At 52.8% G+C, this 23,928-nt stretch carries 23 protein-coding genes and 2 pseudogenes; 6 read left to right on the top strand and 19 right to left on the bottom strand.

Translation table 11 applies throughout. The annotated features are described in order from the left end of the window. Positions 1-155: 155 nt before the first annotated feature. The 10 genes from argJ to J3348_RS12535 all read right to left on the bottom strand — a co-directional run bounded on the left by argJ (position 156) and on the right by J3348_RS12535 (position 11,477). Entirely contained in the window at positions 156-1,385 is a 1,230-nt protein-coding gene (gene argJ / locus J3348_RS12580; RefSeq protein ID WP_005938553.1) for a bifunctional glutamate N-acetyltransferase/amino-acid acetyltransferase ArgJ, read from the bottom strand. 209 nt (positions 1,386-1,594) lie between these two features. Beyond that, positions 1,595-2,536, bottom strand: coding sequence for an N-acetyl-gamma-glutamyl-phosphate reductase (gene argC, locus J3348_RS12575; RefSeq protein ID WP_207699095.1), 942 nt, complete (start codon positions 2,534-2,536; stop codon positions 1,595-1,597). After that, positions 2,533-3,933, bottom strand: coding sequence for an argininosuccinate lyase (gene argH, locus J3348_RS12570; RefSeq protein WP_207699094.1), 1,401 nt, complete (start codon positions 3,931-3,933; stop codon positions 2,533-2,535). The genes argC and argH overlap by 4 nt, the downstream gene beginning before the upstream one ends. Before the next feature lie 315 nt (positions 3,934-4,248). Next, positions 4,249-5,481, bottom strand: a complete 1,233-nt coding sequence (locus J3348_RS12565; RefSeq protein WP_207699093.1) for an argininosuccinate synthase — start codon at positions 5,479-5,481, stop codon at positions 4,249-4,251. Positions 5,482-5,852: 371 nt separating this feature from the next. Then, a complete protein-coding gene (locus J3348_RS12560) occupies positions 5,853-6,158 on the bottom strand; it encodes a GIY-YIG nuclease family protein (protein WP_207699092.1) in 306 nt (101 codons plus the stop codon). Then, positions 6,145-6,972, bottom strand: coding sequence for an MYG1 family protein (locus J3348_RS12555; protein ID WP_005938572.1), 828 nt, complete (start codon positions 6,970-6,972; stop codon positions 6,145-6,147). Before J3348_RS12555 ends, J3348_RS12560 begins: the two co-directional genes overlap by 14 nt. A 114-nt stretch (positions 6,973-7,086) precedes the next feature. Next, complete coding sequence (locus J3348_RS12550) at positions 7,087-8,415, bottom strand: ATP-grasp domain-containing protein (RefSeq protein ID WP_207699091.1); 1,329 nt, start codon at positions 8,413-8,415, stop codon at positions 7,087-7,089. 208 nt (positions 8,416-8,623) lie between these two features. Then, complete coding sequence (locus J3348_RS12545) at positions 8,624-9,382, bottom strand: alpha/beta hydrolase-fold protein (RefSeq protein ID WP_207699090.1); 759 nt, start codon at positions 9,380-9,382, stop codon at positions 8,624-8,626. A gap of 21 nt (positions 9,383-9,403) precedes the next feature. Beyond that, positions 9,404-10,174: an alpha/beta hydrolase-fold protein gene (locus J3348_RS12540; RefSeq protein WP_097774505.1), complete on the bottom strand. Its 771-nt coding sequence runs from the start codon at positions 10,172-10,174 to the stop codon at positions 9,404-9,406. A gap of 226 nt (positions 10,175-10,400) precedes the next feature. Continuing rightward, positions 10,401-11,477 (bottom strand): branched-chain amino acid aminotransferase, encoded by a 1,077-nt coding sequence (locus J3348_RS12535; protein ID WP_005939052.1) that lies wholly within the window; start codon positions 11,475-11,477, stop codon positions 10,401-10,403. Positions 11,478-11,717: 240 nt separating this feature from the next. Here J3348_RS12535 and J3348_RS12530 point away from each other — a divergent pair, with 240 nt between their 5' ends. After that, positions 11,718-12,383, top strand: a complete 666-nt coding sequence (locus tag J3348_RS12530; RefSeq protein WP_207699089.1) for an HAD family phosphatase — start codon at positions 11,718-11,720, stop codon at positions 12,381-12,383. A gap of 30 nt (positions 12,384-12,413) precedes the next feature. On the opposite strand, the gene J3348_RS12525 is transcribed toward J3348_RS12530, so the two are convergent. The 9 genes from J3348_RS12525 to J3348_RS12485 all read right to left on the bottom strand — a co-directional run bounded on the left by J3348_RS12525 (position 12,414) and on the right by J3348_RS12485 (position 18,822). Continuing rightward, on the bottom strand, positions 12,414-14,276 hold the full coding sequence (locus J3348_RS12525; protein WP_242702987.1) for a recombinase family protein: 1,863 nt from the start codon (positions 14,274-14,276) through the stop codon (positions 12,414-12,416). A gap of 198 nt (positions 14,277-14,474) precedes the next feature. Then, positions 14,475-15,212 carry a DUF3658 domain-containing protein gene (locus tag J3348_RS14290; RefSeq protein WP_223387800.1) on the bottom strand — a complete coding sequence of 246 codons (738 nt, stop codon included), beginning with the start codon at positions 15,210-15,212 and terminating at the stop codon, positions 14,475-14,477. Positions 15,213-15,224: 12 nt separating this feature from the next. Beyond that, entirely contained in the window at positions 15,225-15,791 is a 567-nt protein-coding gene (locus tag J3348_RS12515) for a hypothetical protein (RefSeq protein WP_117535234.1), read from the bottom strand. 202 nt (positions 15,792-15,993) lie between these two features. Beyond that, positions 15,994-16,275: a hypothetical protein gene (locus J3348_RS12510; protein ID WP_005943373.1), complete on the bottom strand. Its 282-nt coding sequence runs from the start codon at positions 16,273-16,275 to the stop codon at positions 15,994-15,996. 2 nt (positions 16,276-16,277) lie between these two features. After that, on the bottom strand, positions 16,278-17,042 hold the full coding sequence (locus J3348_RS12505; protein ID WP_005934532.1) for a hypothetical protein: 765 nt from the start codon (positions 17,040-17,042) through the stop codon (positions 16,278-16,280). Between the two features lie 47 nt (positions 17,043-17,089). Next, the gene (locus tag J3348_RS12500) at positions 17,090-17,236 is read right to left on the bottom strand and encodes a cyclic lactone autoinducer peptide (protein WP_081027705.1); all 147 of its coding nucleotides are present in this window, start codon (positions 17,234-17,236) and stop codon (positions 17,090-17,092) included. Positions 17,237-17,249: 13 nt separating this feature from the next. Then, positions 17,250-17,720 carry a DUF5626 family protein gene (locus J3348_RS12495; RefSeq protein ID WP_207699088.1) on the bottom strand — a complete coding sequence of 157 codons (471 nt, stop codon included), beginning with the start codon at positions 17,718-17,720 and terminating at the stop codon, positions 17,250-17,252. Positions 17,721-18,051: 331 nt separating this feature from the next. After that, positions 18,052-18,222, bottom strand: a complete 171-nt coding sequence (locus tag J3348_RS12490; RefSeq protein WP_005924488.1) for a hypothetical protein — start codon at positions 18,220-18,222, stop codon at positions 18,052-18,054. Between the two features lie 12 nt (positions 18,223-18,234). Further along, on the bottom strand, positions 18,235-18,822 hold the full coding sequence (locus J3348_RS12485) for an accessory gene regulator B family protein (RefSeq protein ID WP_005924490.1): 588 nt from the start codon (positions 18,820-18,822) through the stop codon (positions 18,235-18,237). Between the two features lie 179 nt (positions 18,823-19,001). Between J3348_RS12485 and J3348_RS12480 the strand changes: the two genes are divergently transcribed. From J3348_RS12480 to J3348_RS12460, 5 genes and pseudogenes are all read left to right on the top strand, one after another. Continuing rightward, the gene (locus tag J3348_RS12480; RefSeq protein ID WP_005924492.1) at positions 19,002-19,700 is read left to right on the top strand and encodes a LytTR family DNA-binding domain-containing protein; all 699 of its coding nucleotides are present in this window, start codon (positions 19,002-19,004) and stop codon (positions 19,698-19,700) included. After that, on the top strand, positions 19,697-20,965 hold the full coding sequence (locus J3348_RS12475) for a GHKL domain-containing protein (RefSeq protein ID WP_186851111.1): 1,269 nt from the start codon (positions 19,697-19,699) through the stop codon (positions 20,963-20,965). Before J3348_RS12480 ends, J3348_RS12475 begins: the two co-directional genes overlap by 4 nt. Before the next feature lie 686 nt (positions 20,966-21,651). Then, positions 21,652-22,086, top strand: a complete 435-nt coding sequence (gene mobC / locus J3348_RS12470) for a plasmid mobilization relaxosome protein MobC (protein ID WP_097778968.1) — start codon at positions 21,652-21,654, stop codon at positions 22,084-22,086. Continuing rightward, a pseudogene (locus J3348_RS12465) lies at positions 22,058-23,594 on the top strand (relaxase/mobilization nuclease domain-containing protein). Before mobC ends, J3348_RS12465 begins: the two are co-directional and overlap by 29 nt. 12 nt (positions 23,595-23,606) lie before the next feature. Then, positions 23,607-23,928: pseudogene (locus J3348_RS12460) on the top strand (hypothetical protein); the annotation flags it as partial.

Here is a 23,928-nt window from a genome sequence, read left to right as displayed (position 1 = left end):
ACGAACTCCTTCCGTCATCGCTACGCGATGCCACCCATTCCCCTTCTGGCGCTTTCGTGCCACCTCCCCCGGCCGGGGGAGTCTTTCTCAAGGAGGGAGGCTTTCAGGCTCCCTCCTTGAGGGGGCTGTCGCCGCAGGCGACTGGGGGAGTTCCATTAAGTTCTATAGTCGCCGTTGATCTTGACGTAATCGTAGGTCAGATCGCAGCCCCATGCCTTTGCGGATGCATCGCCGGTGCCCATGTCCACCTTGACCAGCACATCGTGCTCAGCCAGCACCTTGGCGGCTTCGTCCTCGCTGTAGGGGTGGTAGGCGGCGTTTTCGCACACATACACCTCACCGGCCTTGCTGGAAAGCCAGACGCAGACCTTATCAATGGAGAAATCGCCGGGGGTGTAGCCGATGGCGCACAGGATGCGGCCCCAGTTGGCATCGCGGCCGAACACTGCGGCCTTGAACAGGTTGGAGCACACCACGCTGCGGCTGACGGCACGGGCGGTCTTCAGGTCGGGGGCGTGGGTCACTTCGCAGGTGATGAGGTGGGTGGCACCCTCGCCGTCACCGGCGTGCTCGGCACACATGTGCTCTGCAATGGCGGTGAGCGCGGCAACAAAGGCTTCGTAGTCCGCGTTCTCCTCGCAGATCTCCGGGTTGCCTGCAAGGCCGGAAGCCATGATGATCAAGGTATCGTTTGTGGAAGTGTCCAGATCCACGCTCATCTGGTTGTAGGTGCCGGGCACCACGGTCTTGAGGGCCTTTTCCAGCAGGATGGGCGAGACGGCGGCATCGGTGGTGTAGAAGGCCAGCATGGTTGCCATATTGGGGGCGATCATGCCGCTGCCCTTGCCAATGGCACCCACCGTGCAGGTCTTGCCGCCCAGCTCGAACTGGATGGCGTATTCCTTTTTGTGGGTGTCGGTGGTCATGATGGCGGTGGCGGCATCGGTGCTGCCCTGCTCGTCCGCAGCCAGCTTTGCGGCGGCGGCAGGGATGCCCCGGGCAAAGGGGTCGATGACCATGGGCTGACCGATGACACCGGTGGAGGCGGGCAGAACGTCCTGCGGGTCGATGCCCAGCTCCTTGCCCACCAACTCACAGCATTCTTCGGCCAGAGCCACGCCGTTGGCGGCGCAGGTGTTGGCGTTGCCGCTGTTCACGATGATCGCCTGTGCGTAGCCGTCCTTCAGGTGGGCGCGGTCCACCTTGATGGGTGCGCCGCAGACCTTGTTGGTGGTGTACACACCGGCGGCGGCGCAGCGCACGTCCGCCTTGATGAGTGCCAGATCGTATTTTTCTGCATGGTTTGCGCGGATGCCGCAGTGCACGCCAGCCGCTGCAAAGCCCTTGGGCGCGCAGATGCCGCCCGCAACTTCTTGATACTGCATAATGATCTTCCTTTCCCACAAAGAAATACTTCTCACTCGAACGGGCTAGCCCTCTCAGGCTCACATACGTTCGCCAGCTCCCCCAAAGTGGGAGCCCTTGGCAGTCCACGCAAACTTCATCTTTTTGCCAAGGCCTCTCCCTTTGGGAGAGGTGGATTTGCGAAGCAAAGACGGAGAGGGCGAGGACGCTGCCCGTGTACGAGCCATCTTTATTCCAACCCTTCGGTCTCTTCCAGCCCCAGCATCAGGTTCATGCACTGGACGGCGGCACCGGAGGAGCCCTTGCCCAGATTATCGAACAGGGAGACCAGCATCATCTGGTCGCCTGCAGCGTTCACGGTCATGTACAGCTCCATGCGGTCGGTACCGGCCATGGCATTGGAGTACAGGCCGTTCTCCGGCAGGGCTTCGTTCAGGGCGTGCACCTTGACGGTGGCAGCATCCTTGTAATATGCCGCAATGCCTGCAGCCACCTGTTCGGCGGTGCTGCCCGCCAGCGTCAGATCCAGCGGCACCAGCACCTGCATGCCGCAGTAATAGTCACACACCACCGGCACGAACATGGGGGTGTGATCAAGGCCGCTGATCTTCTGCATTTCCGGCAGGTGCTTATGGGCAAGGCCCAGACCGTAGCTTTTGGGTGCATCCAGCTTGCTGTGCGCCGGGCGATCAGCGCTCTCGTACTCGGCGATCATCTTTTTGCCGCCGCCGGAGTAGCCGGAGATGCCGGTGCAGCTGAAGGGATACTCTGCCGGTGCAAGGCCCAGCTCCACCAGCGGGCGGGCAATGCTGATAAAGCCGCTGGCATAGCAGCCGGGCACTGCCACGCGGCAGGAATTTTTGATTTTTTCCTTCTGGCCCGCCAGCTCCGGGAAGCCGTAGTCCCATGCGGCATCGGTGCGGAAGGCGGTGGAGGTGTCCAGCACCTTCACGTCCGGGCGCAGCAGGGGCATGACCTCTTTGGAAGCGGCATCCGGCAGGCAAAGGAAGGCGAGGTCGGCAGAGTTGATGACCTTCGCGCGCTCGTTCACATCCTTGCGGCCCTCTGCGGAAATGGAAAGCAGCTCGATCTCCGGGCGTTGTGCCAGACGGTCGGCAATGCGCAGGCCGGTGGTGCCGGAAGAGCCATCAATAAAAACTTTCACGCTCATGCGTTCTTTTCCTCCCACGCATCCAGCTGTGCAGCGGCCAGCTCGATCTGGTTGTTCACGCTGGCTTCGCTGGGGCCGCCGTAGCTGGTGCGGCCCTCGCAGCACTTGACCAGATCAATGGCATCGTAGATATCGTTCTCGAACAGAGCGCTGTAGCCCTTGAACTCATCGAGGGTCAGCTCTTCAAGGGTCTTGTCCTTTGCGATGCAGTCCGACACCATGCAGCCGGTCAGCTTGTAGGCATCCCGGAAGGGCATCCCCTTCTTGGTGAGGTAGTCGGCGCAGTCGGTGGCGTTGATAAAGCCCTTGGCGGCGGCGCGGCGCATGTTGGCCGGAATGGTCTTCATGGTGTCCAGCATGGGAGTGACCGTCTTCAGGCACAGCTCCAGCGTATCCACTGCGTCGAAGATAGCTTCCTTATCTTCCTGCATGTCCTTGTTGTAGGCGAGGGGAATGCCCTTCATCATCACCAGCAGGGTGTTCAGGTCGCCGTAGACGCGGCCGGTCTTGCCGCGGATCAGCTCGGTAACATCCGGGTTCTTCTTCTGCGGCATGATGGAAGAGCCGGTGGTAAAGGCATCGTCCAGCTCAATGAACTTGAACTCCCAGCTGCACCAGAGGATGATCTCCTCGGAAAGCCGGGACAGGTGCATCATGCAGATGGAGATGGCGTTTGCCAGCTCGATGCAGAAATCGCGGTCGGACACGCCGTCCAGACTGTTGGCACAGGGAGCCGCAAAGCCCAGCTTTTCGGCGGTGAACTGGCGGTCCAGCGGGTAGGTGGTGCCAGCCAGCGCGCCGCTGCCCAGCGGGCACTGTGCGTCCATGCGGGCGGTGGCATCCTCAAAGCGCTGCAGGTCGCGCAGCAGCATGGAGGCATATGCCATCAGGGCGTGGCCAAAGGTGATGGGCTGGGCACGCTGCAGATGGGTGTAGCCGGGCATGACGGCGGTGGTGTTCTCACCGGCCTTTTTGCAGATGACCTTGATGAGCTCCACAATGTAGGCCTGCAGGGTGTGGCTGTAGTCCCGCAGGGTCAGGCGGATATCCAGCGCCACCTGATCGTTGCGGCTGCGGCCGGTGTGCAGCCGCTTGCCGGCATCGCCGATGCGGGCGGTGAGGGTCTGCTCCACAAAGGTGTGCACATCCTCGGCATTGGGGTCGATCTCCAGCCTGCCGGCTGCCAGATCATCGGCGATGGAAGCCAGACCGTTGAGGATGTCCTCACAGTCCTTTTCCGAGATGATGCCCTGCTTTGCCAGCATGGCGGCGTGCACGCCGCTGCCGCGCATATCCTGCGCGATCATGCGCTGGTCGAAGCGGATGGAGGAGTTGAAGTCGTTCACGCGGGAATCCACGGCCTTGGAAAAACGGCCCTTCCAGAGTTGTTCTGCCATAGTTTTATCCTTTACTGATAGGCGGCTCGCCGAGACTCCTTCCGTCACCTTCGGTGACACCTCCCTCAAGGAGGGAGGCCTTGGCAGTGCGGAAAGCTTCACCTCTTCGCCAGAGGCTCCCTCACTGAGGGAGCTGGCAAACCCGTCAGGGTTTGACTGAAGGAGTTTTTGCCGCTCATTTTATTCCTTCTAAAAACGGCAAAGCCGCCGCAGGGGAAAACGCTCCTGCGGCGGTGCCGCCGGCAACGATGCCGGTTGGATGGAACTTCCGTGTGAAAGTGTGAAAACACACGAAAGGGAAGATGTTATAGCTGCTTACTTGACCTCCGGCCAGTTCTTGGACAGCTTTGCGCGCTCCTTGATGGACAGACCGAACAGGTTGATGAAGCCGGTGGCATCAGCCTGATTGTAGTCCTCGTCCTCACCGAAGGAAGCGGTCTGCTCGTCGTACAGGGTGTAGGGAGAGGTGACACCGGCGTTGATCATGTTGCCCTTGTAGAGTTTGAGCTTCACATCGCCGGTGACGGTCTTTTCCAGACTGTCGGCAAAGGCGTCCAGAGCCTCACGCAGCGGGGTGAACCACTGGCCGTTGTAGACGATATCGGCATACTTCTGGGCCAGCTGAGCCTTGAAGTGAGAGCTTTCCTTATCCAGAGTGATGGTCTCCAGAACATTGATGGCCTTGTACAGGATGGCACCGCCCGGGGTCTCGTAGACGCCGCGGCTCTTCATGCCCACCAGACGGTTCTCCACGATATCCAGCAGGCCGATGCCGTTCTCGCCGCCCAGCTTGTTCAGGTGCTCCACCAGCTCCACAGCGCCCATCTCCTTGCCGTCCACGGCGGTGGGGATGCCCTTTTCAAAGTGGATGGTCACATAGGTGGGCTTATCGGGAGCCTGCTCGGGGCTGATGCCCAGCTCCAGGAAGCCGGGCTTGTTGTACTGCGGCTCGTTGGCGGGGCTTTCCAGATCCAGACCCTCGTGGCTCAGGTGCCACAGGTTCTTGTCCTTGGAATAGTTGGTCTCGCGGTTGATCTTCAGGGGGATGTGGTGAGCCTCGGCGTAGTCGATCTCCTCGTCACGGCTCTTGATATCCCACTCACGCCACGGAGCAATGATGGCCATATCGGGGCACAGGGCCTTGAGAGTCAGCTCAAAACGCACCTGATCGTTGCCCTTGCCGGTGCAGCCGTGGCAGATGGCGTCTGCGCCTTCCTTGATGGCGATATCAGCCAGAGCCTTGGCGATGCAGGGACGTGCAAAGCTGGTGCCCAGCAGGTAGTCCTCGTACTTTGCGCCGAACTTCAGGGTGGGGAAGATGTAGTTCTCCACAAAGTCCTTCTTCAGGTCCAGCACGTACAGCTTGGAAGCGCCGGTCGCCTTGGCCTTTTCTTCCAGACCGTCCAGCTCGGTGCCCTGACCCACGTCACCGGAGACAGCGACGACCTCGCAGTTGTTGTAGTTTTCCTTCAGCCAGGGAATGATGATGGAGGTGTCCAGACCGCCGGAGTATGCCAGCACGACTTTTTTGATGTTTTCCTTTTTCATAGGTGACGCTCCTTTTTCATAAAAATACACTTTTGTCTTCTGATGCGCACTTTCCCTTCGCATCCTCTTCCGTTGCGTTTCGGTTGATGCTTTTATTATACGCCGCGCTGTTTTTTCGTCAATAACAAAACCATACAAACCTTTTTTGCTTCCGGCACCCGTTTTTCGTTCATGTTGCATCTTTATGCATTATTTGCAGAATATATTCATATTTTATGCATTTGCGCAGTATATATTCGGGGCACATGCATCCCGCCCGGGGCATGTGCGGACTACAGCACACGGAAAGAATTCACACCGCAAAAACAAAAAGCCCGGGACCCTTTTGTGAGCCGTCTGGCCCTGAAAGAGTCCCGGGTTTCGTTTTCGCTTTATGCGCCGGAAAATGGCCCGCCCGCCGCGCTCCATGCGCGGCACAGCAGTTCCTTCTGGGCCTTGGGCAGCTGCTTGAGGGCATACTCCCGCCGCAGGGCGGCGCGCTTATCCGCGCACAGTTCCAGATAGGCAAAATCCCCGGCCCCTCTGGCACGGGTGTATTTTGCGCCGCGTCCGCTCTGGTGTGCGCGCAGGCGGGCGGCAGGGTCGGTGGTCCAGCCGGTGTACAGCGTACCGCCGGTACACCGCACCATATACACAAAGGCGGGCTTTGGCCGGGCGCACGGCTCAGATGCGGCCATTGTTCTTTAACACCTGACGGCAGGCGGCAAGGGCAGTTTCCTTATCCTTGGCGGTGATGAGGAAGCGGCTGGCGTGGCAGAAGCTGATGCCCGGGATGCCGCTCTTCTGCTCAATGACCTCCTGCGGCTGGCCGGCCCAGCTCTGGGGGAAGGGCAGCTTGGGACGCTTGGTCTTGTGGTCGGTGACGCACTGGGCGCTCCAGCCGCCGCGCTGGCTGGGGTAGACCACAAACAACGCGTCCGTCTTGTACAGGCCGTTCTTCCACGGCAGATAGCAGGGCAGCACCACGATGCCGTCCCGGGAGTTTTTGTAAGCCTGCTGCACCTTTTCGTCGGCGCGGTTCACGGCGTTGGCGCTGGCGATCTGATTTTCCAAGATCTGCTTTGCCACGGCCACCGCCTTGAAAAAGCAGGTGTCCTGATCTTCTTTGGAGTCCCACACCGGGTTAAAAAAGCCAATGGCATCGCACAGGCTGTTCTGCTCGCCGGTGTTATCGTTGAGGTCCAGCGGCTGGATGAAGTTCTCGTCAATGAGCCGGGCCTGACGCTCACCCACAAGGCCGGGGCCGAGCACCCGCCACAGCAGGCCGAGGGCCGCATAGGGCACGCCATTGGGGCGGCACTCCCGCGGCTCCTGATGATGGTCGAACATACCAAAGCCCACATCGTACACGATGCCGTCAAAATCATCCGGCACCACAAAGCCGCGGGTGATCTTAATGTCCGGGCGCAAAATTTGCAGCAGGGCAGTGGCAAACACATCGTCGGCGTGGAACTTGCCGGCATGGGTGAAGCCGTTTGCAGGAATTTTCATAGATGTACCTCGTTCCCAATAAAATGTCTGGCAACAGTATAGCACACTTTGCAGAAAGGGACAACGAAAAGCCCCGGAACGGGCACGCCATTCCGGGGCTTTTTGAGCGTATGCTTACTTTTTCTTTGTGGTGCGTGCCTTTTTAGCGGCAGGAGCGGCGGGCTTTTCCGCCGGGGTGGTCTCCGGCTCGCCCAGAGCCAGAATGCTGCTCAGTTCCTTCTGAGCTGCGGCATTCGTGGCATCGGTGGTGGCCAGCACGTCGGCGTAGAACTGCTCCATGCCCTCGCGGGTGGAGAAGGTGGCAACGTACATCTGGTTGCCCATGGCGCCGCTCAGCGCGTCCGGCATGCGGTCCACCATGCGCATGTTCTGCTGGTACTTCTGCATGATCTGCTCGTGGCTGTACACAAAGTGCTTGCCGTCGCGGCGGCCTGCAAACGGGCAGTAGAAGTGCTCACCCACCGGCATATCGGTGCCGCCAAAGGCGATCATGTCCGCCCAAATCTTATACACGTTGGTGGAGCGGGCAAAGTTGATCATGTCCGGGGTAAAGCCGCCGCAGGGGCGCATGTTGACTTCCAGTGCCACGATCTGGCCCTTTTTGCCCATGCTGGCCTGATTCTCGGTCATGCGGAAGAATTCAAAGTGGATGAAGCGGCTCTTCACGCCAAAGCTCTTGACGGCGGCACGGCCTGCAGCGCGGGTGTCCTCGGGCAGGTCCTTGATGATGTAGTAGATGGAGTTGTCGTTGTCGTTGACGATATCCATGATGGACATGGGGCTGACGTTGCCGGCCTCAAAGATGGGGTTGCCGTTGGCATCGATGATGGCATCGTAGCTGTTCACCTCTGCCCGGACGAACTCCTCCATGATGTACTCCACATCCGGGTGATGGGCCGTCTTCTGCACGAGGAACTTTTTCAGGTCCTCGTCGCTGGACAGCTTGTGGGTATCGGATGCGCCCACGCCGTTATCCGGCTTTACCACCACCGGGTAGCCCACCTCATCGATGAACTTCCGGCAGCCCTCGTAATCGTCCACCATGTGGTAGCGTGCGGTGGCGATGCCGGCCTTCCGGTAATACTCCTTCATCTTGCTCTTGTACTTGATGCGGGGCATATCGGAGGTCTGGAAGCCGGAGGTGATGTGGAAATCGGTGCGCAGGGCTGCGTCCCGCTCCAGCCAGTATTCATTGTTGGACTCCAGCCAGTCGATGCGGCCATACTTGAAGGCAAAGAAGGCCACGGCGCGGTAGACCTCGTCGTAGTTTTCCAGACTGCCCACCTTGTAGTACTCGTTCAGGCTGTCCTTCAGCTCTGGCTTCAGCTCATCGTAGGGCTGGTCGCCGATGCCCAGCACATTCATGCCGTTGTTTTTCAGCTCACGGCAGAACTGCCAGTAGTTGGTGGGGAAGTTGGGCGAAATAAAAATGAAATTCTGCATGGTTTTACGATTCCTCTTTCCTCTATAAAAACTCCCTCCGTCACGGCTTCGCCGTGCCAGCTCCCTCCGGGAGGGAGGCGTCCCTCTCAGTCATCGCTGCGCGATGCCAGCTCCCCCGAAAGGGGGAGCTTATTTGCTACAAACCGTCAGATGCATCAAAGCTCGCCCTTCGGGAGAGCTGGCGCGTCAGCGCCTGAGAGGGTTTGTTTTACTGCTCGCCCAGAATATACGGCATGTAATATGCAGTCTGCTTATACCACCAGTTCCAGTCGTGGTTCACATCGTGGCCCCACAGGTCTACCCAGATGGGGATGTTCTTGGCCTCGAAGATGCGCTTGAGGAACCATGTGGTGTCCGGTTGCTCCCAGTCGCCCTGACCGCAGCAGATGACCGCCTTCTGGCTGCGGAACAGCTGCATGTAGGGGTGATCCTCCGGGAAGTTCTTCATGTAGTCCACGGGCGAGTTCATGTACACCAGCTCGTCCATATAATTGCCGAAGCCATAGTGGGCCGTGTAGATGCCGCTGAGGGCCAGACAGCCGCAGAACACATCCGGGCGGCGCAGGTACAGGTTGACCGCATGGGTAGCGCCCAGACTGCAGCCAAAGGCAATGACACCGGGCAGGTCGTCCCAGCCGTTGCGCTCCTTGGCCAGATACTGGATCTTGGGCACAGCCTCCTCCACGATATAGCGCAGCCACTGCTCATAGCGGCGAATGCGCCAATAGGGGTCGCCCTGCGTGTCGGACCAGGTCTCCTTGTCCATGGTATCAATGGAGATCACCATGATCTTACCAGCATCGATCCATGGGGCAAGGGTGTCGGCCATGTGGAAGTTCTCAAAATCGAAGAAGCGGCCATCCTGACAGGGGATGTACAGCATCGGGCGGCCTGCGTGGCCGTAAATTTTGCACTCCATGTCGCGGCCCAGCGCCGGGCTGTAGTCCTTAAAATACTGCATTTCCATGGTGTTTCCTCCTTTTAGGGTTTACTCCTCCACCTCATACATCAGGGTGTGGAACATAAAGGGCAGCTGTTTTTCCCAACTGGCTTCGCTGTGGGTGCCGCCGGGCACGATGCGGCTGGTAAGGTGGATGCCCCGGGTCATGACCTTTGCGCACATCTCTGCAAAGCCGCAGCGCATCCCGTCGTGGTTGCCCATCTCGCGGGAGCCGTAGTCCATGTACAGCACGGTGCCCGGCTCCAGCTTTGCGCGGCCCACAAGGCCGGAAAGCTTTTCCGGCGACACCCAGATGGACGGCGACAGCGCCGCCGCACGGCTGAAAGTGTCGTTGTACTGCAAAAGGGCGTACAGGCTCATCAGGCCGCCCATGCTGCTGCCGCCGATGAAGGTGTGCTCCCGGTCGGGCAGAGTGCGGAAGTTGCGGTCGATGAAGGGTTTGAACCGGTGGATATACCAGCTCATGGTGGCCTGACCCGTGCCGTCGAAGTGGCCGAACTGCGGGTCGTCGAACCGGTAGGGCGAATACTCCACCAGCCGTTCGTTGTTGGCTCCGGCGTTGCACTCCACCGCCGCCACGATCAGCGGGGTGTCGGTGTAGTCCAGATAATCGGCCACGCCCCAGCTCTTGCCAAAGGTGGCATCCTCGTCAAAAAAGACGTTCTGGCCGTCGAACATATACAGCACCGGATACCGGCGGTCGGGGTCAGCTTCATACATCGTGGGCAGATAAACATATACTCTGCGCTGCTCGGTGCCGTTGACGGCAGGGTAGCTCACACTCCATTTTTTGACCATGGGTCCATTCCTCTCAATCTTTCCCGCACGCCTGCCGCAATGCAGGCCGCTGTTCTGTTTTCAGTTTAGCACTGCAGGGCACAGAAAGCAATTGCGCCGGGAAATTTTGGAGGTTTGACGGAGAGGGCGAGGACGTTATCCTAATATACGGCAAACGCCGCCGAGCGGAGGCCTGGCGGCGTTTGCTGCTATTCTGAATAAAAAGGTTCTCTCCGGAGAATCGGGATCAGTTCTTTTTCTCAACAGGCACGATCCAGCCCTTGGTATCGGGGATCTTGCCCCACTGCATACCGGTCATGGTGTCGTACAGCTTCTGGGTGACAGGGCCGATCTTGCCGTCGCCGATGTAGGCGTGCTCGCCCTTCCAGACCAGCTCCTTGACGGGGGAGACGACAGCAGCGGTACCGGTGCCGAACACCTCTTCCAGCTTGCCTTCGCGGGCAGCAGCCATGATGTCGGCAATGGCGATCTTGCCCTCAACGACCTCATAGCCCCAGTCCTTCAGCAGCTCGATGCAGCTGCGGCGGGTAACGCCGGGCAGAACGGTGCCGACGGTAGCAGCGGTGTACACCTTGCCGTCGATCTTGAACATGATGTTCATGCTGCCAACTTCCTCGACGTACTTCTTCTCCACGCCGTCCAGCCACAGCACCTGTGCGTAGCCCTGCTCCTCGGCCAGCTCGCCGGCCTTGATGGAAGCAGCGTAGTTGCCGCCGCACTTGGTGAAGCCGGTCAGGCCGGGAGCGGCGCGGATGTACTCGTCTTCCACGTAGATGCGGACGGGGTTGATGCCCTCGGCATAGTAAGCGCCCGAGGGAGCGCAGATGATGCAGAAAATGTAGTGCTTGGAAGCGTGCACGCCCAGACCCACGTCGTTTGCAAACACGAAGGGACGGATATACAGGGAAGCACCGTCGGAATGGGGCACCCAGTCACGGTCCACGTCCACCAGCGTCTCAACGGCCTGAATGTAGTCTTCCACAGGGATCTTGGGGATGCACAGACGGTCGGCGGAGTCCTGGAAACGCTTTGCGTTGCAGTCCGGGCGGAACAGCTGGACGGTATCATCGGCCGTGCGGTATGCCTTCATGCCCTCAAAGATCTCCTGAGCGTAGTGGAACACGACAGTAGCCGGGTCCAGTTCAAAGGGGCCGTAGGGGACAATGCGGGCATCGTGCCAGCCTTCGCCCTCGGTGTAATCCATCACGAACATATGGTCGGTGAACTTCTTGCCAAAACCCAGATTGCTCTCGTCAGGCTTTGCCTTCGGAGCAGTGGTACGGGTGATCTTGATATCCAACATGATTTATTTTCCCTCTTTCCTGATCTCGGGCGCAGCGAGTGAAAATGCGCCCGCAAACACCGAATGTTGTTTTCTATTATAATAATATGAATGTGATTTACAAGGAAACGAAAAATCTTTCATCTTTGGACAGGTTAAGTTGCGCTAAATTGCCTGCTTTTCCATGTGCAAACTGCCCAAAATATGATACAATGAGGGCATAAGCTGGATCTTACAGGCTCAGAAAGGAGCTTTTGCACAATGATAAAAGGTGTTATTTTTGATATGGACGGGCTGATGTTCGACACCGAGCGCATCTGGGCCACCCTGTGGAAGCCCGCACTGGCCACACTGGGTCTTCCTTATAAGGAAGGGCTGGACGACGCCGTCCGGGGCACGGCAGGCGACTCCATGCGGGCGGTGCTGCGCCGCTTCTACGGCCCGGACTGCGACACCGATGCCATCATGGATGCCCTGCACGCGCAGGCGGAGACGGCCTTTCAGGCACCGCCGCCCAAAAAGCCGGGTCTGGATGAACTCATCGCCTATCTGGAAGCGCAGCACATTCCCATGGTGGTGGCTTCCTCCAGCCGGATGGCGTCCATCCTGCGGCACCTCAACAACTGGAACATGACCAACCACTTCAAGGCCCTCATCTCCGGCGAGCAGTTCACCTCGTCAAAGCCCGACCCGGAGATCTTCCTCACCGCGGCCAAGGCGCTGGGCACCACCCCGGCTGAAACGCTGGTGCTGGAGGACAGCTACAACGGCGTGCGCGCCGGTGCGCAGGGCGGCTTTGTCACCGTGATGGTGCCGGACCTTGCCCCCGCCGACGACGAGATGCGCCGTCTGTACACCGCCGAGTGCAAAGACCTGCGCGAGGTGAAAAAGATGCTGGAGGAGAGGAAGCTTCTTTCCGAAGCCTGAAATATACAGTTGGTCTTTTACATTTTCACGCTAAAAAAAGCGGAGAACATCCTCAAGGAAATCTTTGCCCGACTTATCCAGCAGTCCTCCCGTGTGGAGTTGGGCAAGAAGTTTGAAATCGGCTTCTATGCCAAGCCCGACACCCCCAGCCCGCAGGCTGTACCCGCCGCAGGTGAACCCACCATCTCCATGACGGCTCTTTTGGAGTTGCTGAAGGATGCCGACCCGGAAATGAAGGCAAAGCTGCGCCTGGCTCTGCTCACCTGATGCAAAAAAGGGCACTGATTGCAATGCAATACAGCGCCCTACATCATCGGACATGGATAACACCGACCGTGCAAAAACCGTGCAGAAACCGTGCAGCCATGGCTTACAAAACAAAAAAGCCATGAAATCTTTCGATTTCACGGCATTTTCTGGTGCAGTAAAGCAATCCAAATCCGAACCATTTTCCTTTGATGCGGCTTGGGCCGCTTCCTCAAACGTGATGGTCTGTGTCCCTTCTTTATAGTTGAAGGCAATTAAAACCTTATCATCGTACAGATAAATCGAATTGATGAACGTATCCACCAACGCTTGCCTCTGGTCTTTCAGGCTCATGTCCAGTTTACGGAAGCGCATCAGCCAGAAACGGATAAATTCCTCTTTGATTTTTGGCTTTGCCAGCTTTTCTTCTGCAATGCGGGCTTCAAGCTCACGCTTGGTTTCTTCCAGTTGCTCCAACCGCTCCTTGGTGGAACTGGTCAGGATTCCAGCCTGAATCGCATTCAGCATATTCTGGATACCCGATTCCGCATCCCGGAGCTGCTTTTCATAAAGAGGAATGTTGGTGTTTTCCTTGTTTTGCAGTTCCATCACCTTGGCGATGATGGACTCCATAGCGGCATCGTCTTTTACAAGCTGCATGGTCTGGTTAACCACAAGATCTTCCAGCCACTGTTTGCGGACAGTTTTCTTCTTGCAGCCCTTCTTCTTTTTGGCCGTGGCACATTTATAGTAGCGGTGGACTTCTCCCGTCCGGCTTGTGCCGCTTTCGCCAAACATCAGCGCACCGCAGCAACCACAGTGCAGCTTGGTTGTCAGCAGGTAATCGTCCTCTGCCTTTCTTCGGGCAGGGGCTTTCTTGTTTTTGGCAATCTTTTCCTGCACATCATCGAACAGTTCCAGCGGCACGATGGGCGGAATCGCATCCGGCACGACCACATCCCGGAATTTCAGTTCTCCGATATAACGCCGGTTTTTGAGCATGTGCTCCACGCTGTTGTAAGTAAATTCGCCTCCGACCGGGTTCTTGATGCCGTTTTCATTCAGCCAGTCCCGAATCTCTTTCATCGTGAGGCCATCCCGATACTTCGTGAACGATTCCAGCACGAAAGGGGAGGCAAGCGGGTCGATGTGAAATTTCCGCTCGGAATCCAGCGTATATCCAAACGTTCCACGACCACCGTTGCAGCGGCCTTTCAGGATGTTCTCTGTCTGTCCACGGACAACCTTTTCGGCAAGGTCGGCAGAGTAGTATTCTGCATAGCCCTCCAGAACCGATTCCAGAATGATACCCTCTGGCCCCTCGGAGATGATCTCCGTAGCCGACATGAGCTTGACACCGTTCTTCTTCAGCTGGGTCTTATACCGGGCACTGTCGTAGCGATTCCGGGCAAAGCGGTCAAGTTTCCAGACCAGAACAATATCAAACAGCTTCTTGTCGCTGTCCTTTATCATCTGTTGGAATTGAGGGCGATTATCCGTCTTGGCAGAGATGGCGCGGTCAATGTAGTGCTTGACGATAGTGATGTCATTCTTTTCGGCATAGGCCGTGCATTCACGAATCTGGCCTTCGATGGATTCTTCGCGCTGGTTATCACTGGAATAGCGGGCGTAGATCACAGCGGTCATGGCAAGCACCTCTCTTTACACGTCATTGAACGGTGGAGCGTTCTTTCAAAGCACTGTTTCGTATAATGTATATACCATGTTTTGATGGAGAAATCAAGACTTTTTATTATCTTCAGTTTTTCTTTTTGAACAATTGACCCAACAGCCACCCCTCTCGTTGAAATGAGGTGACTGTTGGGCCGACTTGCTCGGATTCCTTTATTCTTCGTTTAGCTGGACGATGGTATTATAAAAGATTTTGTTTGGAATAACGACTTGAAGAACACCCTTTTTCAAAAGTGCTTCTATGCGTTTCATGACATACCAGTCACTTACCGGAGCAGAAATCGCTTTTAATACGTCTGCGGTAAGTTCACCAACCGAAATAGGAATTCTCGATACTAAACTAATAATTCTCTGGTCGAAATAATCTATGTTAACGCTTTTAACATCGTTCGCATGCCAAATACGCATGGAGGTGTTTTCGTTTAATAGCTTTCCCCATCTTTTGGCATACTCAGTAATAGTTTCTTCCGTCAAATACTTTTGTGAGATCTTATCGGTTTTCCCTTCCATAAATTCTTTCAGACCTTCTCTGGATGCAAGCAAAATTCTATTTGTACCATACTTTGCTGCATAGTAACAAATATAATAAATGCCGCACCAACAATCGGCAGAACTCCTGACCCAAACACGCAGTGGCTTATGATTTATCATATCACATTGAACCGCATTCGCTGTACCATGATATTTCGACCACAGTTGTCTAGCTTCAATTTGGCTGTCAGGATAATATTCTGAAAGGCAATTCACGAATTGTTTGCAACGATATTCTGAATCGCAAGCATATTGAAGTTCTCCCATTGATAACATAAACGGAAACAACTTTACACTTTCGACGATGCCTAAAGCTGCTAACATATTGACATCACTGGGTTCAAAAACAATTTCATCCATAGCTGGTCAGAATCATAATTTCGGGATAGTGACTTGTGTAGTTGCACTCCAATAGATTGGTTTGCTTGAGCCAACCACTCCAAAATAACACCCAACGCTGCAATCAAGATAAGTTCCAACATCATAGAAGTCATATGTATAGGTTGTATTATATATACTTTGTTCTGGAACTAGTGCTGTCGTTGAAAATGGGCAGCTTCGTTCGATGTTATCGGAATAGCTCGTGTAGTAATCCGTTCCTGAAACATTTTTTATTAAATCCGGGCCAATACCGACGGTAGTTCCACTCATATAAAAGCCCAATCCATTGGCCTTTGTATAAAGAACTCTCCATGTTCCATCAATATACGATACAACTCTTGAGCCGTCTGTATTAGAAACAGGAACGCGCATTGGAACCTCGGCCAAAACATAAAATCCGAGATTCTCTTGTTCTTGCACAGAAAGATTGAGAAGTTCTTCTATCGAATAATCATCGATCTTTCTCTTATTTCCAGTTGCAAATGCTGGCTGAATGGTCAGGAGAAATAAAACCGTGACCAATAGAATGGAAATCAGCCGTTTGATTTTGTTAGTCACAGTATACTGCCTCCTAATTTATTTTTTTCTTCACTCAATACACTAAAGCTCCATTGGAATCACCTTCATTAAATTTTCCCCTTCAGGTGTATACTCCTCGGCAAATAAATGTGAACCATACAAATGCTGAAACTACTAGAATACTGTTGGAATAGAAAATATTGTGACCTTACACTGCTTTGGGTGATTACGTTGCTTTCCTTCATTGAATAGCTAGAACAACAGCTACTATCAAGAACAAAGTTGAAAGCCCAAGCTGAACCCATGCAATTTTTTCGTTTTCGGCATTGTTACAGCCTTTGGAGGATACTGCCACTTGGATATAATGCACTGCTACGATTCCATATGAGAAAAACAAAGAAGCCCAAGCATAAGGTACTGCGCTTTTATCTGTCAATCGGACAAGATTACTAGTCCATACTGAAATGCAGCCCCAAAGAGCAAAAGGAGCAATAAGAAAAAAGTTGCTTTTGCCTTTTTTCATTCTTAGCCTCCCACAGCTTGATGGTACGATTTTGTAGTATCCATAAGGTGTCCACCGGAATCATACGAATACAAAATATCATGATAGCAATGGGTATAGTAGCTATTATCATATGCGAAATGGACTTCATACAGCGATTGATTTATAACAACTTTCGATGGAGAAGTAGCTAGAACCACACTAACCAAAAAGGATCCAACCGTAACAGCAGTGCTTCCCGGCAAGTGCAACCCAGTAATTAAAAGGCTTGCTGCAGTTTCAACTCCACCAATCTCAATTTGCGCAATCGCCGTATTGTCAATTGTATAGCTGAGATTTGATACAAATATATGCTTATACTGTGATCCTGTAACATCACTTCCAACAGTGGCTCCCCTTGTTTGAGGCATAGATTTTGAAGTTGCTAATTTCAAAAAGACATCATAGCTTTGATTGGTCAATTTGCTTTTTTTCGTTTTTTGGGCTTTCGTATAGACAAGTTCACCTGTACCATCTTCTTTAACGCTCCGGTTCAAGGTAACATTTTGTCCATCAATATCAGTAAAGCGAGTTACTTCAATGATCGTATTTTTATCTATTTTGTAGGACACTTGCACAGTTCTTGCAACAGTAGCCACCAAATTTTCACGGTCGCTTTTAGAAATAATTTTTGTTTTACTGATTGCACTGTCTGCAAAAGCCGTTGTCATTGGCAAATTTTGTAAAGCGGCTACTGTTATGCCTAAACATAAAGTTTTCAAGAATTCTCTTCGAGATACATCTTTCATATTCTATCACCTCACATCGTTTTTGATATAATGTCTATCATATGAGTTTAGTTGCGATCAAGCGATTCAGGGACATCCGGCTGATACGCTGTAAAGCAGCAGGTGCTATTCACACTTAAGACTGCAATCGCCATTGCAAAAGCACATGTAATTTTACTCAGGAAAAAAATCAGTTTTTGTGAATTCTGTTTCATATTGTCCTCCACATTACATAGAATACGTTACATCGACTTCATTGTTTGTTCCGCGAGGAGTTCCCTTCAGCCAGCAAGTATGAGAAGCAATACCATTATAAGCGTTACTGGTAAAGGTGAGTTTTGCCGAACTGGAGTTATACGTCAAACTTGCATCACTATATGTGGAACCCAAAGTTGTAATCGAATAGTCCCATGCATTTGTGACTTTGTTATTCGTCACTGTCATATAAAAATATGCATGAATCACCACTCCCTTATACGAAACCTTCCAAGAATTCGACGATTTCGCTACACGAGAAATTGAATTGTCCACTGACTCGATAGTAATAGTTGCTGGATCACCATTACTGTCAACTACCGCAATTGTGAGCTTCTCGTTTGCCTTCAGTTGATCGAGATTGCTAAAAGTAACAACGTTGTTCTTAACGGTAGCTTTCGGTGAATTCGATTCAGCGAAGGCAGACTGAACGCCAAACGACATTACAACCGCAATAAAGTCAAAACCACCGGCTAAGCCGGTGGCTTGAGTAAGCCCTAGAAGGGCATCCTACTGGCAAAGCCCCTCAAGGGGCCTCGAGCAAGCGTCTTTCATCTGCATTACCTGCCCTACCGCTCTAACGAGCTATGTTGCAAAGTGCATCTTCTAAGATAACAATTTCTTTGTCATCTCGCTTTGCTCGAATCTTATAGCTAAAGCATTTTCTACTCCACCAGCGGAGCTGGTGGTTGTCGCTCGCTTAAGCTACTCAAAGCAGACTCGCCGTAAGTTTTTTGATGAATTTTCTTGTACTCATGATCACATTTTCCTTTCCTTATTTTGATTTGATTGCTTTTACGACTAAATAAATGACCAGTATGCCGATGCAGAGCGAAATAATTGTCAATGCCTCTGCCGTTGCATTAAGGCAAGCACCAATAAAATAAACCAATACCAAAAATGCAACAAAAGCGATAAGAAGCAGCACCCATTTGTTTTTTTTCATGTTATCACCTCCCTATCTACAAAAGTTGGCATTAAATTTTTGTTGAACCAAAGGAATTGTTGAGAATACAATCAATACCCATTTGGAGAGATAGTAGCAAACTACATGACGTGTATACGGAAGCACATTAAAAATGGCAAGCAGGAAATCTATTGACGAAAGAACAGATGCGACCATCTTGTAACTTGACCGCTTCTTTTCACTTAAAGGCTTATTCTTTGCTTCGATAGGTGAGAGAAAGATAGAGATGCCCAAAAGAGCTACTGTTGTCAGGATACGGAAAAGGTGATTTGCTGCGATTGCCTTACTTAGCAAAATGCAGATAAGTGCCAGTCCGGAGAATGCCAAATAGCATCTGGTGTGCGATGTTGCATGGTATCCGCCAATGTAGATTCGCTGTGGGATAAACCCAATCAAAAATGAAAGTGCGTACCGCACATCACCACACACAACAGCGATTAAAACAACAAGCAGAACGCTCACAACAGATGATATGAGCAACTCGTACCCATAGACATACGCATCCGCCTTTGCTTCATCTATCACTTTTTGCTCGCAGAAAAGACGGACTGATTTTTGAGACAGCGTGCGTTCCCACATTGCAGTTGCGCCACCTTATCTTCTGATTTTTGCTTCACTGTATCATAAATTTCAGCAAAATCAAGAAGTTTGGCAAAACTGGTCGTTCTGGTGACAAAAGTGGTAGGTCAGGCTACTTGTAAGGAGCCTTTGCACAGTCTATAATAGTAGCAGGACATTATTTTGTGGAGGTTGTCGAAATGCTGAAGTACCACGTTGCAGTCTGCGATGATGAGAAATCAGACCTTGATGGCATTGTTCAAAGCGTCCAGCAGTACGATGTGCAAGGCTGCTTTGACATTGAAACTTACATGGATGGAAACGAACTTCTGAGCGAATTGCAAATGCAGAAGAAATCCTTTGATCTGCTTCTTCTCGATATCGAGATGCCATCCAACGGTTTTCAGCTGGCGCAGTCTTTGATTCAGATGGAGAAGCATCCTTTGGTGGTATTTGTCACGAAGCGGCATGAGTACGCTGTGCAGGGATATGGCATTGCATTCCGCTACCTTGTCAAACCTTTGGATCAGACGCTGTTCGCTGCGGCAATGGATGCCGTCCTTCAGGAACTGAACTCCAAACATTTCACGATCGAATACGATGGTGTTACCATGTCCTTGGAAACATCGGACATTTACTTTCTGGAAAGCCACGGACATAAAGTTCTGATTCACTGCAAGGAGCAAGACCTTACATTGCGAATGAGCATTCCTGAAGCCTTGGAGCAGCTTCCCAAACGGTGCTTTGTGTCACCACACAAAAGTTATCTCGTCAACATGGAACACATTGTTTACGCTACGGGAACCGCTGTTTTTCTTTCCAGCGGACATCAGCTGCCGATCAGCAGGAGGAAGCGTCAGGAGTTCAATCAGATCTTCAACGCTTATTTGGGAAGATGATGCTTTATTATTTCGTTGAGTTTGCAGGGAGCTTTGCCAACATTGCCCTGTTGCTGCTTTTTATCGGTCGGCTGTTTCCCAAAAAGGAGCCCGTCTCAAGGTGGTTCTATGCCTATGTTGCACTCTTGATTGCTGGGCAGTGTGCTTTGAGTTTATTCCCGGATTGGGTGACGCAGCGCACGATCTATCTTTTAGTTGGCGGATTTTTCCTTGCATTGCTGTTCTATGAGGTTCGACCGTGGCAGGCGGTTTTTGCAAGCGGAGCTTTCTTCACACTGATTGCTTTGGTGGAAGTGCTTGCAATGCTTCTGATTGGGCTGCGTATCCCGGATACCGACATTCTAATGCAGGCTGGGGCAGCACGGTTGGTCTATGTTGTTTTTTCAAACCTGATTCAAATTCCACTCGTAGTCCTGATCTCACATTTTTTCAGCCGAAAAGGAAATGCTCTGCGTATCCTATGGCTGCTGCCGATCATTGCGATTCAAATCGCAAGTATTGCTGTCTGTTATGTGGCACAGTATCATGCTGCGGATGAGTATTTCCCGGATTATATGGTCGATCTTATGGCGGTGCTTCTCCTTATAAACATCCTGATCGTGTTCTATGTGGAAGCTCTCCGGGAAAATGAACTGGAAAAATTCAAAGTTAAGTTCAACGAACAGCAGTACAATCTTCAAATGGAATACTACCAGCAGCTCAAAGAACGCCAGGAAGAAGTCCGTTCTCTGCGGCATGATGTGAAGAAATACATCCTGGCGATGCAGGCAGTTGCAGAACACGGTGATACCGAAGAACTTCACAAGATTGCGCAGGCTGCCACGGATGTTTTCGAGCGTTCCACAAATATTTCTGCGGTCGGAAATCCTGTTGTTGATGCTCTTTTGAATTATTACTTACGAATTGCGGAAAGGAATAACATCAACGTCAAACTGGATGTGACGATTCCTGAAGTCCTGACGATCTCATCGTTGTCTTTGAGCATCATTATCGGAAACACATTTGACAATGCCATCGAAGCCTGTTGCGACCTGCCAGCGGAACAGAGAATCATTCATCTACAGCTGCGCAAGCAGTATCGAAGCCTCTTCTATCGGCTGGAAAACCCATACAGTGATACTTCTCGCGGAATCCGCATCGGAGAGTATCACGGTTACGGACTAAAAAATATAAATCGTATCGTTCAGGAGAACCATGGTGACTTCTATACGAAAAAGAAAGACGGTGTGTTTACCGTCCAAGTCCGCCTGAACTGCGAAAATTAAAACATTCTCCTAAAACATTGCTTTGCTTTTGCTTGTACTTTGTGTGTTTCATTCATCTGATGTATTCATTATCCTGAAGTGTTGACACACATCAATACTTATGTTATCATTCCCAACAAATCCACAGCGATTTCTGTAAAGAAACGATTCTGTGCGGTTTTATTTCCTGCGAAGATTTACCGCCCCGCAACACACCCGATCATTTTGCCGTCTGTTTCACCCGACAAAATCCTTCGCCTGTACTGCGTGGGCGGTATTTTCTTTTTGGGGAAGCCGTACCTTGAGAATTTCATGAGCCGTCCGAGCGTGATACCGGCTTTTCGGCCAACGCCGCTGCAAAACAGGGGCAGGAACTTCGTTCGGAGCAAACGGCGATCAACATACACGAGCAGCGGAACTCTCTACTTATTTTTGCGTCTTAACAATTCGGAAACAACTTTCGGAAATGCGTTTTGAGCGCAGCGGTGGAGAGCAAGAACCGTCCCGTGGCCACAAATTTTCAATTCTTGAAAATGTTGTGCTCCACCGGGACTTCACATCTGCAACTCTTGCGAGTTTTCCAAGTGATCTTGTTGGGGCGTGCCTGCCCCAAACCCTGCTCATAGTTCGCGCCTGATGGCGCGAACAAACGGCGTGTCGTGCTTACATAACTTCACCGAGGAGTTATCGAACAGACAGGAGGTACAATGACCAAAACGAATGTTCAATCGACCCCTAGCAATTCCCAGCACCACGACACGCCGAACAACAAAACGCACGTCATCAAGTTCCGTGTGACAGCGGAGGAAAAAGCGTCACTGGAACTCACTTGCAAACTCCTGAATCTCTCCCTCTCCACTTTTATCCGCCGCGCCATCCACAACGTCAAGATCGAGAAAACAGTCATCGTTGCCGGTGGTGGCGAAGAAACCCTGACCACTGTTTCCACCCTGCTTGCCCAGTGCAGCAAGATGGGCGGCAACCTCAACCAGCTTGCAAGGTATTTCAATTCTGGCGGTGCGGACACCGAGCAGATCCGGGCGAAACTCCTTGACGAACTTGCAGACCTGACCGCATTTCGGCTGCACGCCGAGAAAGTTCTGGGTGAACTGTATGGCAACGCTCAAGCATATAAGCTCTAAAAACTCGGACTACTCTGCCATTGAAGCGTACCTCATTTACCAGCACGACGCGTTCACCGGAAAACAACTTCTGGATGAACAGGGCAAGCCGAAGCTGCGGGAATCCTACCTGCTCGACACCCTTGAGTGCGGCGATTTCTCGTTTGCAACGGCCTGTCTGCTGGCAAACCGCAAGTATGGCAAGAACACCCAGCATGGCGATATCAAGAGCCATCAATATATCATCAGCTTTGACCCACGCGATGCAGCCGACAACGGCTTGACCATGGAAAAGGCACAGGCACTTGGCCTGAAATTCTGCGAAGAAAACTTCCCCGGTCATCCTGCCATCGTCTGCACCCACCCGGATGGGCACAACCATTCGGGAAACATTCACGTCCACATCGTGATTGGCAGCATCCGAACACGAGAGGTGGAGCGCAAGCCCTATATGCAGAAGCCCCCGCGACTGGCTAGAGGGCATGAAACACTCCAGCACAGCCCAGACCATGCGGCACTTGCGTGTTGAGGTCATGGAGCTGTGCGAGGGTGCCGGACTGTACCAGATCGACCTACTCAACGGCTCGAAGGAGCGTGTCAGTGAGGCCGAGTATTGGGCAAGACGGCGTGGGCAGCAGAAACTCGACCGTGAAAACGCAGCCCTCACCGCAGCCGGACAGTCGCCCAAGCAGAAGAAGTTTGAAACCGTAAAAGATACCCTGCGGAGACAGATTTCGTCTGTATTGTACCTCGCTACCAGCTTTGAGGATTTCTCTGACAAGCTCATGCAGCAGTATGGCATCGCGGTCAAGGAAAGCCGTGGATGCCTAAGTTATCTGCCTGCTGGAAGAGCAAAGTTCATCCGGGCGAAACATCTCGGTGACAAGTTCAATAAGGCAGCAGTGCTTGCCACGTTGCAGGCAAACGTCGAACGCAAACCTAAGGCTCAGTTCAAGCAGGATACCATCGGGAAACTGATCGACATCCAGTCGAGGATGACCGAGGGCAAGGGCATCGGCTATAAGCGTTGGCTCACGAAACACAATCTCAAAGTTATGGCACAGACCGTGAAGCTTCTGCAGGAAAAGGGCTTAACCGACGAGGATGCCTTGAACCGGCGCATCGGTGAACTGGAAACCAAGTATCACGGCGCACTGGCGGTGGTGAAAGACCTCGAAGGTCGCATGAAGGCCAACAAAGAGCTGCGCTATCATGTCGCAGCCTACACCAGCACCAAGACAATCGCACAGCAGTTAAAGACTGCCAAACGACCCGCAGCCTTTGAGGAGCAGCACCGTGCAGAGCTGACAGCGTACCGGGCAGCAGCAGCCTATTTCAAGGCAAGCAACGTCACCAAGCTGCCCAGCCCGAAAAAGCTGGAAGCCGAGTATGCGCAGCTGGCATCCGAAAAGGCAAAGTTCTACGAGCAGTACAAGGAAGCTAAGGAAGAACTGCTCAAACTGAAAACCGCAAAGCAGAATGTTGCGTCCTTTTTCCGGGAGGAAGAACAGACGCAGCAGGAGAGATAAAGGAGTGTGCGTATGATCAATCTGAAAATTGACCCGGAGTTCCAGTCCCAGATTCCGCCGCTGACGGACGATGAGTACAAGCAGCTTGAAGAAAATATCCTGAAAGAGGGCAAGCTGATCTCTCCTTTGATCGTGTGGAATAATACCCTTGTTGATGGTCACAACCGTTATGCGATTCTTCAGAAGCACCCGGAGATTTATTTCTCTACCATGCCGCTCCGATTTGAGAACCGCGAAGAAGCCATTGCGTGGATTTGCCGGAATCAGTTGGGACGGCGAAACCTGAGTCCCGAACAGAAACGCTATCTGCTTGGGAAGCAGTACGAAGCCGAGA

Origin of the sequence: Faecalibacterium sp. Marseille-Q4896 (assembly GCF_017377615.1) — a bacterium.
In the GTDB taxonomy this organism is placed as follows: Bacteria; Bacillota; Clostridia; order Oscillospirales; family Ruminococcaceae; genus Faecalibacterium; species Faecalibacterium taiwanense.
This window is presented reverse-complemented; position numbering and strand designations above follow the sequence as displayed.

What these genes read in the sequence shown, in the direction of transcription:
- J3348_RS12555 (WP_005938572.1), bottom strand. Translation starts at nt 6,972, where the DNA reads ATGAAAATTCCTGCAAACGGCTTCACCCATGCCGGCAAGTTCCACGCC.
- argH (WP_207699094.1), bottom strand. Translation starts at nt 3,933, where the DNA reads ATGGCAGAACAACTCTGGAAGGGCCGTTTTTCCAAGGCCGTGGATTCC.
- argJ (WP_005938553.1), bottom strand. Translation starts at nt 1,385, where the DNA reads ATGCAGTATCAAGAAGTTGCGGGCGGCATCTGCGCGCCCAAGGGCTTT.
- J3348_RS12545 (WP_207699090.1), bottom strand. Translation starts at nt 9,382, where the DNA reads ATGGAAATGCAGTATTTTAAGGACTACAGCCCGGCGCTGGGCCGCGAC.
- J3348_RS12550 (WP_207699091.1), bottom strand. Translation starts at nt 8,415, where the DNA reads ATGCAGAATTTCATTTTTATTTCGCCCAACTTCCCCACCAACTACTGG.
- J3348_RS12565 (WP_207699093.1), bottom strand. Translation starts at nt 5,481, where the DNA reads ATGAAAAAGGAAAACATCAAAAAAGTCGTGCTGGCATACTCCGGCGGT.
- J3348_RS12500 (WP_081027705.1), bottom strand. Translation starts at nt 17,236, where the DNA reads ATGAAACAGAATTCACAAAAACTGATTTTTTTCCTGAGTAAAATTACA.
- J3348_RS12560 (WP_207699092.1), bottom strand. Translation starts at nt 6,158, where the DNA reads ATGGCCGCATCTGAGCCGTGCGCCCGGCCAAAGCCCGCCTTTGTGTAT.
- J3348_RS12495 (WP_207699088.1), bottom strand. Translation starts at nt 17,720, where the DNA reads ATGTCGTTTGGCGTTCAGTCTGCCTTCGCTGAATCGAATTCACCGAAA.
- J3348_RS12505 (WP_005934532.1), bottom strand. Translation starts at nt 17,042, where the DNA reads ATGAAAGATGTATCTCGAAGAGAATTCTTGAAAACTTTATGTTTAGGC.
- argC (WP_207699095.1), bottom strand. Translation starts at nt 2,536, where the DNA reads ATGAGCGTGAAAGTTTTTATTGATGGCTCTTCCGGCACCACCGGCCTG.
- J3348_RS12510 (WP_005943373.1), bottom strand. Translation starts at nt 16,275, where the DNA reads ATGAAAAAAGGCAAAAGCAACTTTTTTCTTATTGCTCCTTTTGCTCTT.
- J3348_RS12475 (WP_186851111.1), top strand. Translation starts at nt 19,697, where the DNA reads ATGATGCTTTATTATTTCGTTGAGTTTGCAGGGAGCTTTGCCAACATT.
- J3348_RS12525 (WP_242702987.1), bottom strand. Translation starts at nt 14,276, where the DNA reads ATGACCGCTGTGATCTACGCCCGCTATTCCAGTGATAACCAGCGCGAA.
- J3348_RS12480 (WP_005924492.1), top strand. Translation starts at nt 19,002, where the DNA reads ATGCTGAAGTACCACGTTGCAGTCTGCGATGATGAGAAATCAGACCTT.
- J3348_RS12485 (WP_005924490.1), bottom strand. Translation starts at nt 18,822, where the DNA reads ATGTGGGAACGCACGCTGTCTCAAAAATCAGTCCGTCTTTTCTGCGAG.
- mobC (WP_097778968.1), top strand. Translation starts at nt 21,652, where the DNA reads ATGACCAAAACGAATGTTCAATCGACCCCTAGCAATTCCCAGCACCAC.
- J3348_RS12540 (WP_097774505.1), bottom strand. Translation starts at nt 10,174, where the DNA reads ATGGTCAAAAAATGGAGTGTGAGCTACCCTGCCGTCAACGGCACCGAG.
- J3348_RS12535 (WP_005939052.1), bottom strand. Translation starts at nt 11,477, where the DNA reads ATGTTGGATATCAAGATCACCCGTACCACTGCTCCGAAGGCAAAGCCT.
- J3348_RS14290 (WP_223387800.1), bottom strand. Translation starts at nt 15,212, where the DNA reads ATGGATGAAATTGTTTTTGAACCCAGTGATGTCAATATGTTAGCAGCT.
- J3348_RS12490 (WP_005924488.1), bottom strand. Translation starts at nt 18,222, where the DNA reads ATGAAAAAAAACAAATGGGTGCTGCTTCTTATCGCTTTTGTTGCATTT.
- J3348_RS12530 (WP_207699089.1), top strand. Translation starts at nt 11,718, where the DNA reads ATGATAAAAGGTGTTATTTTTGATATGGACGGGCTGATGTTCGACACC.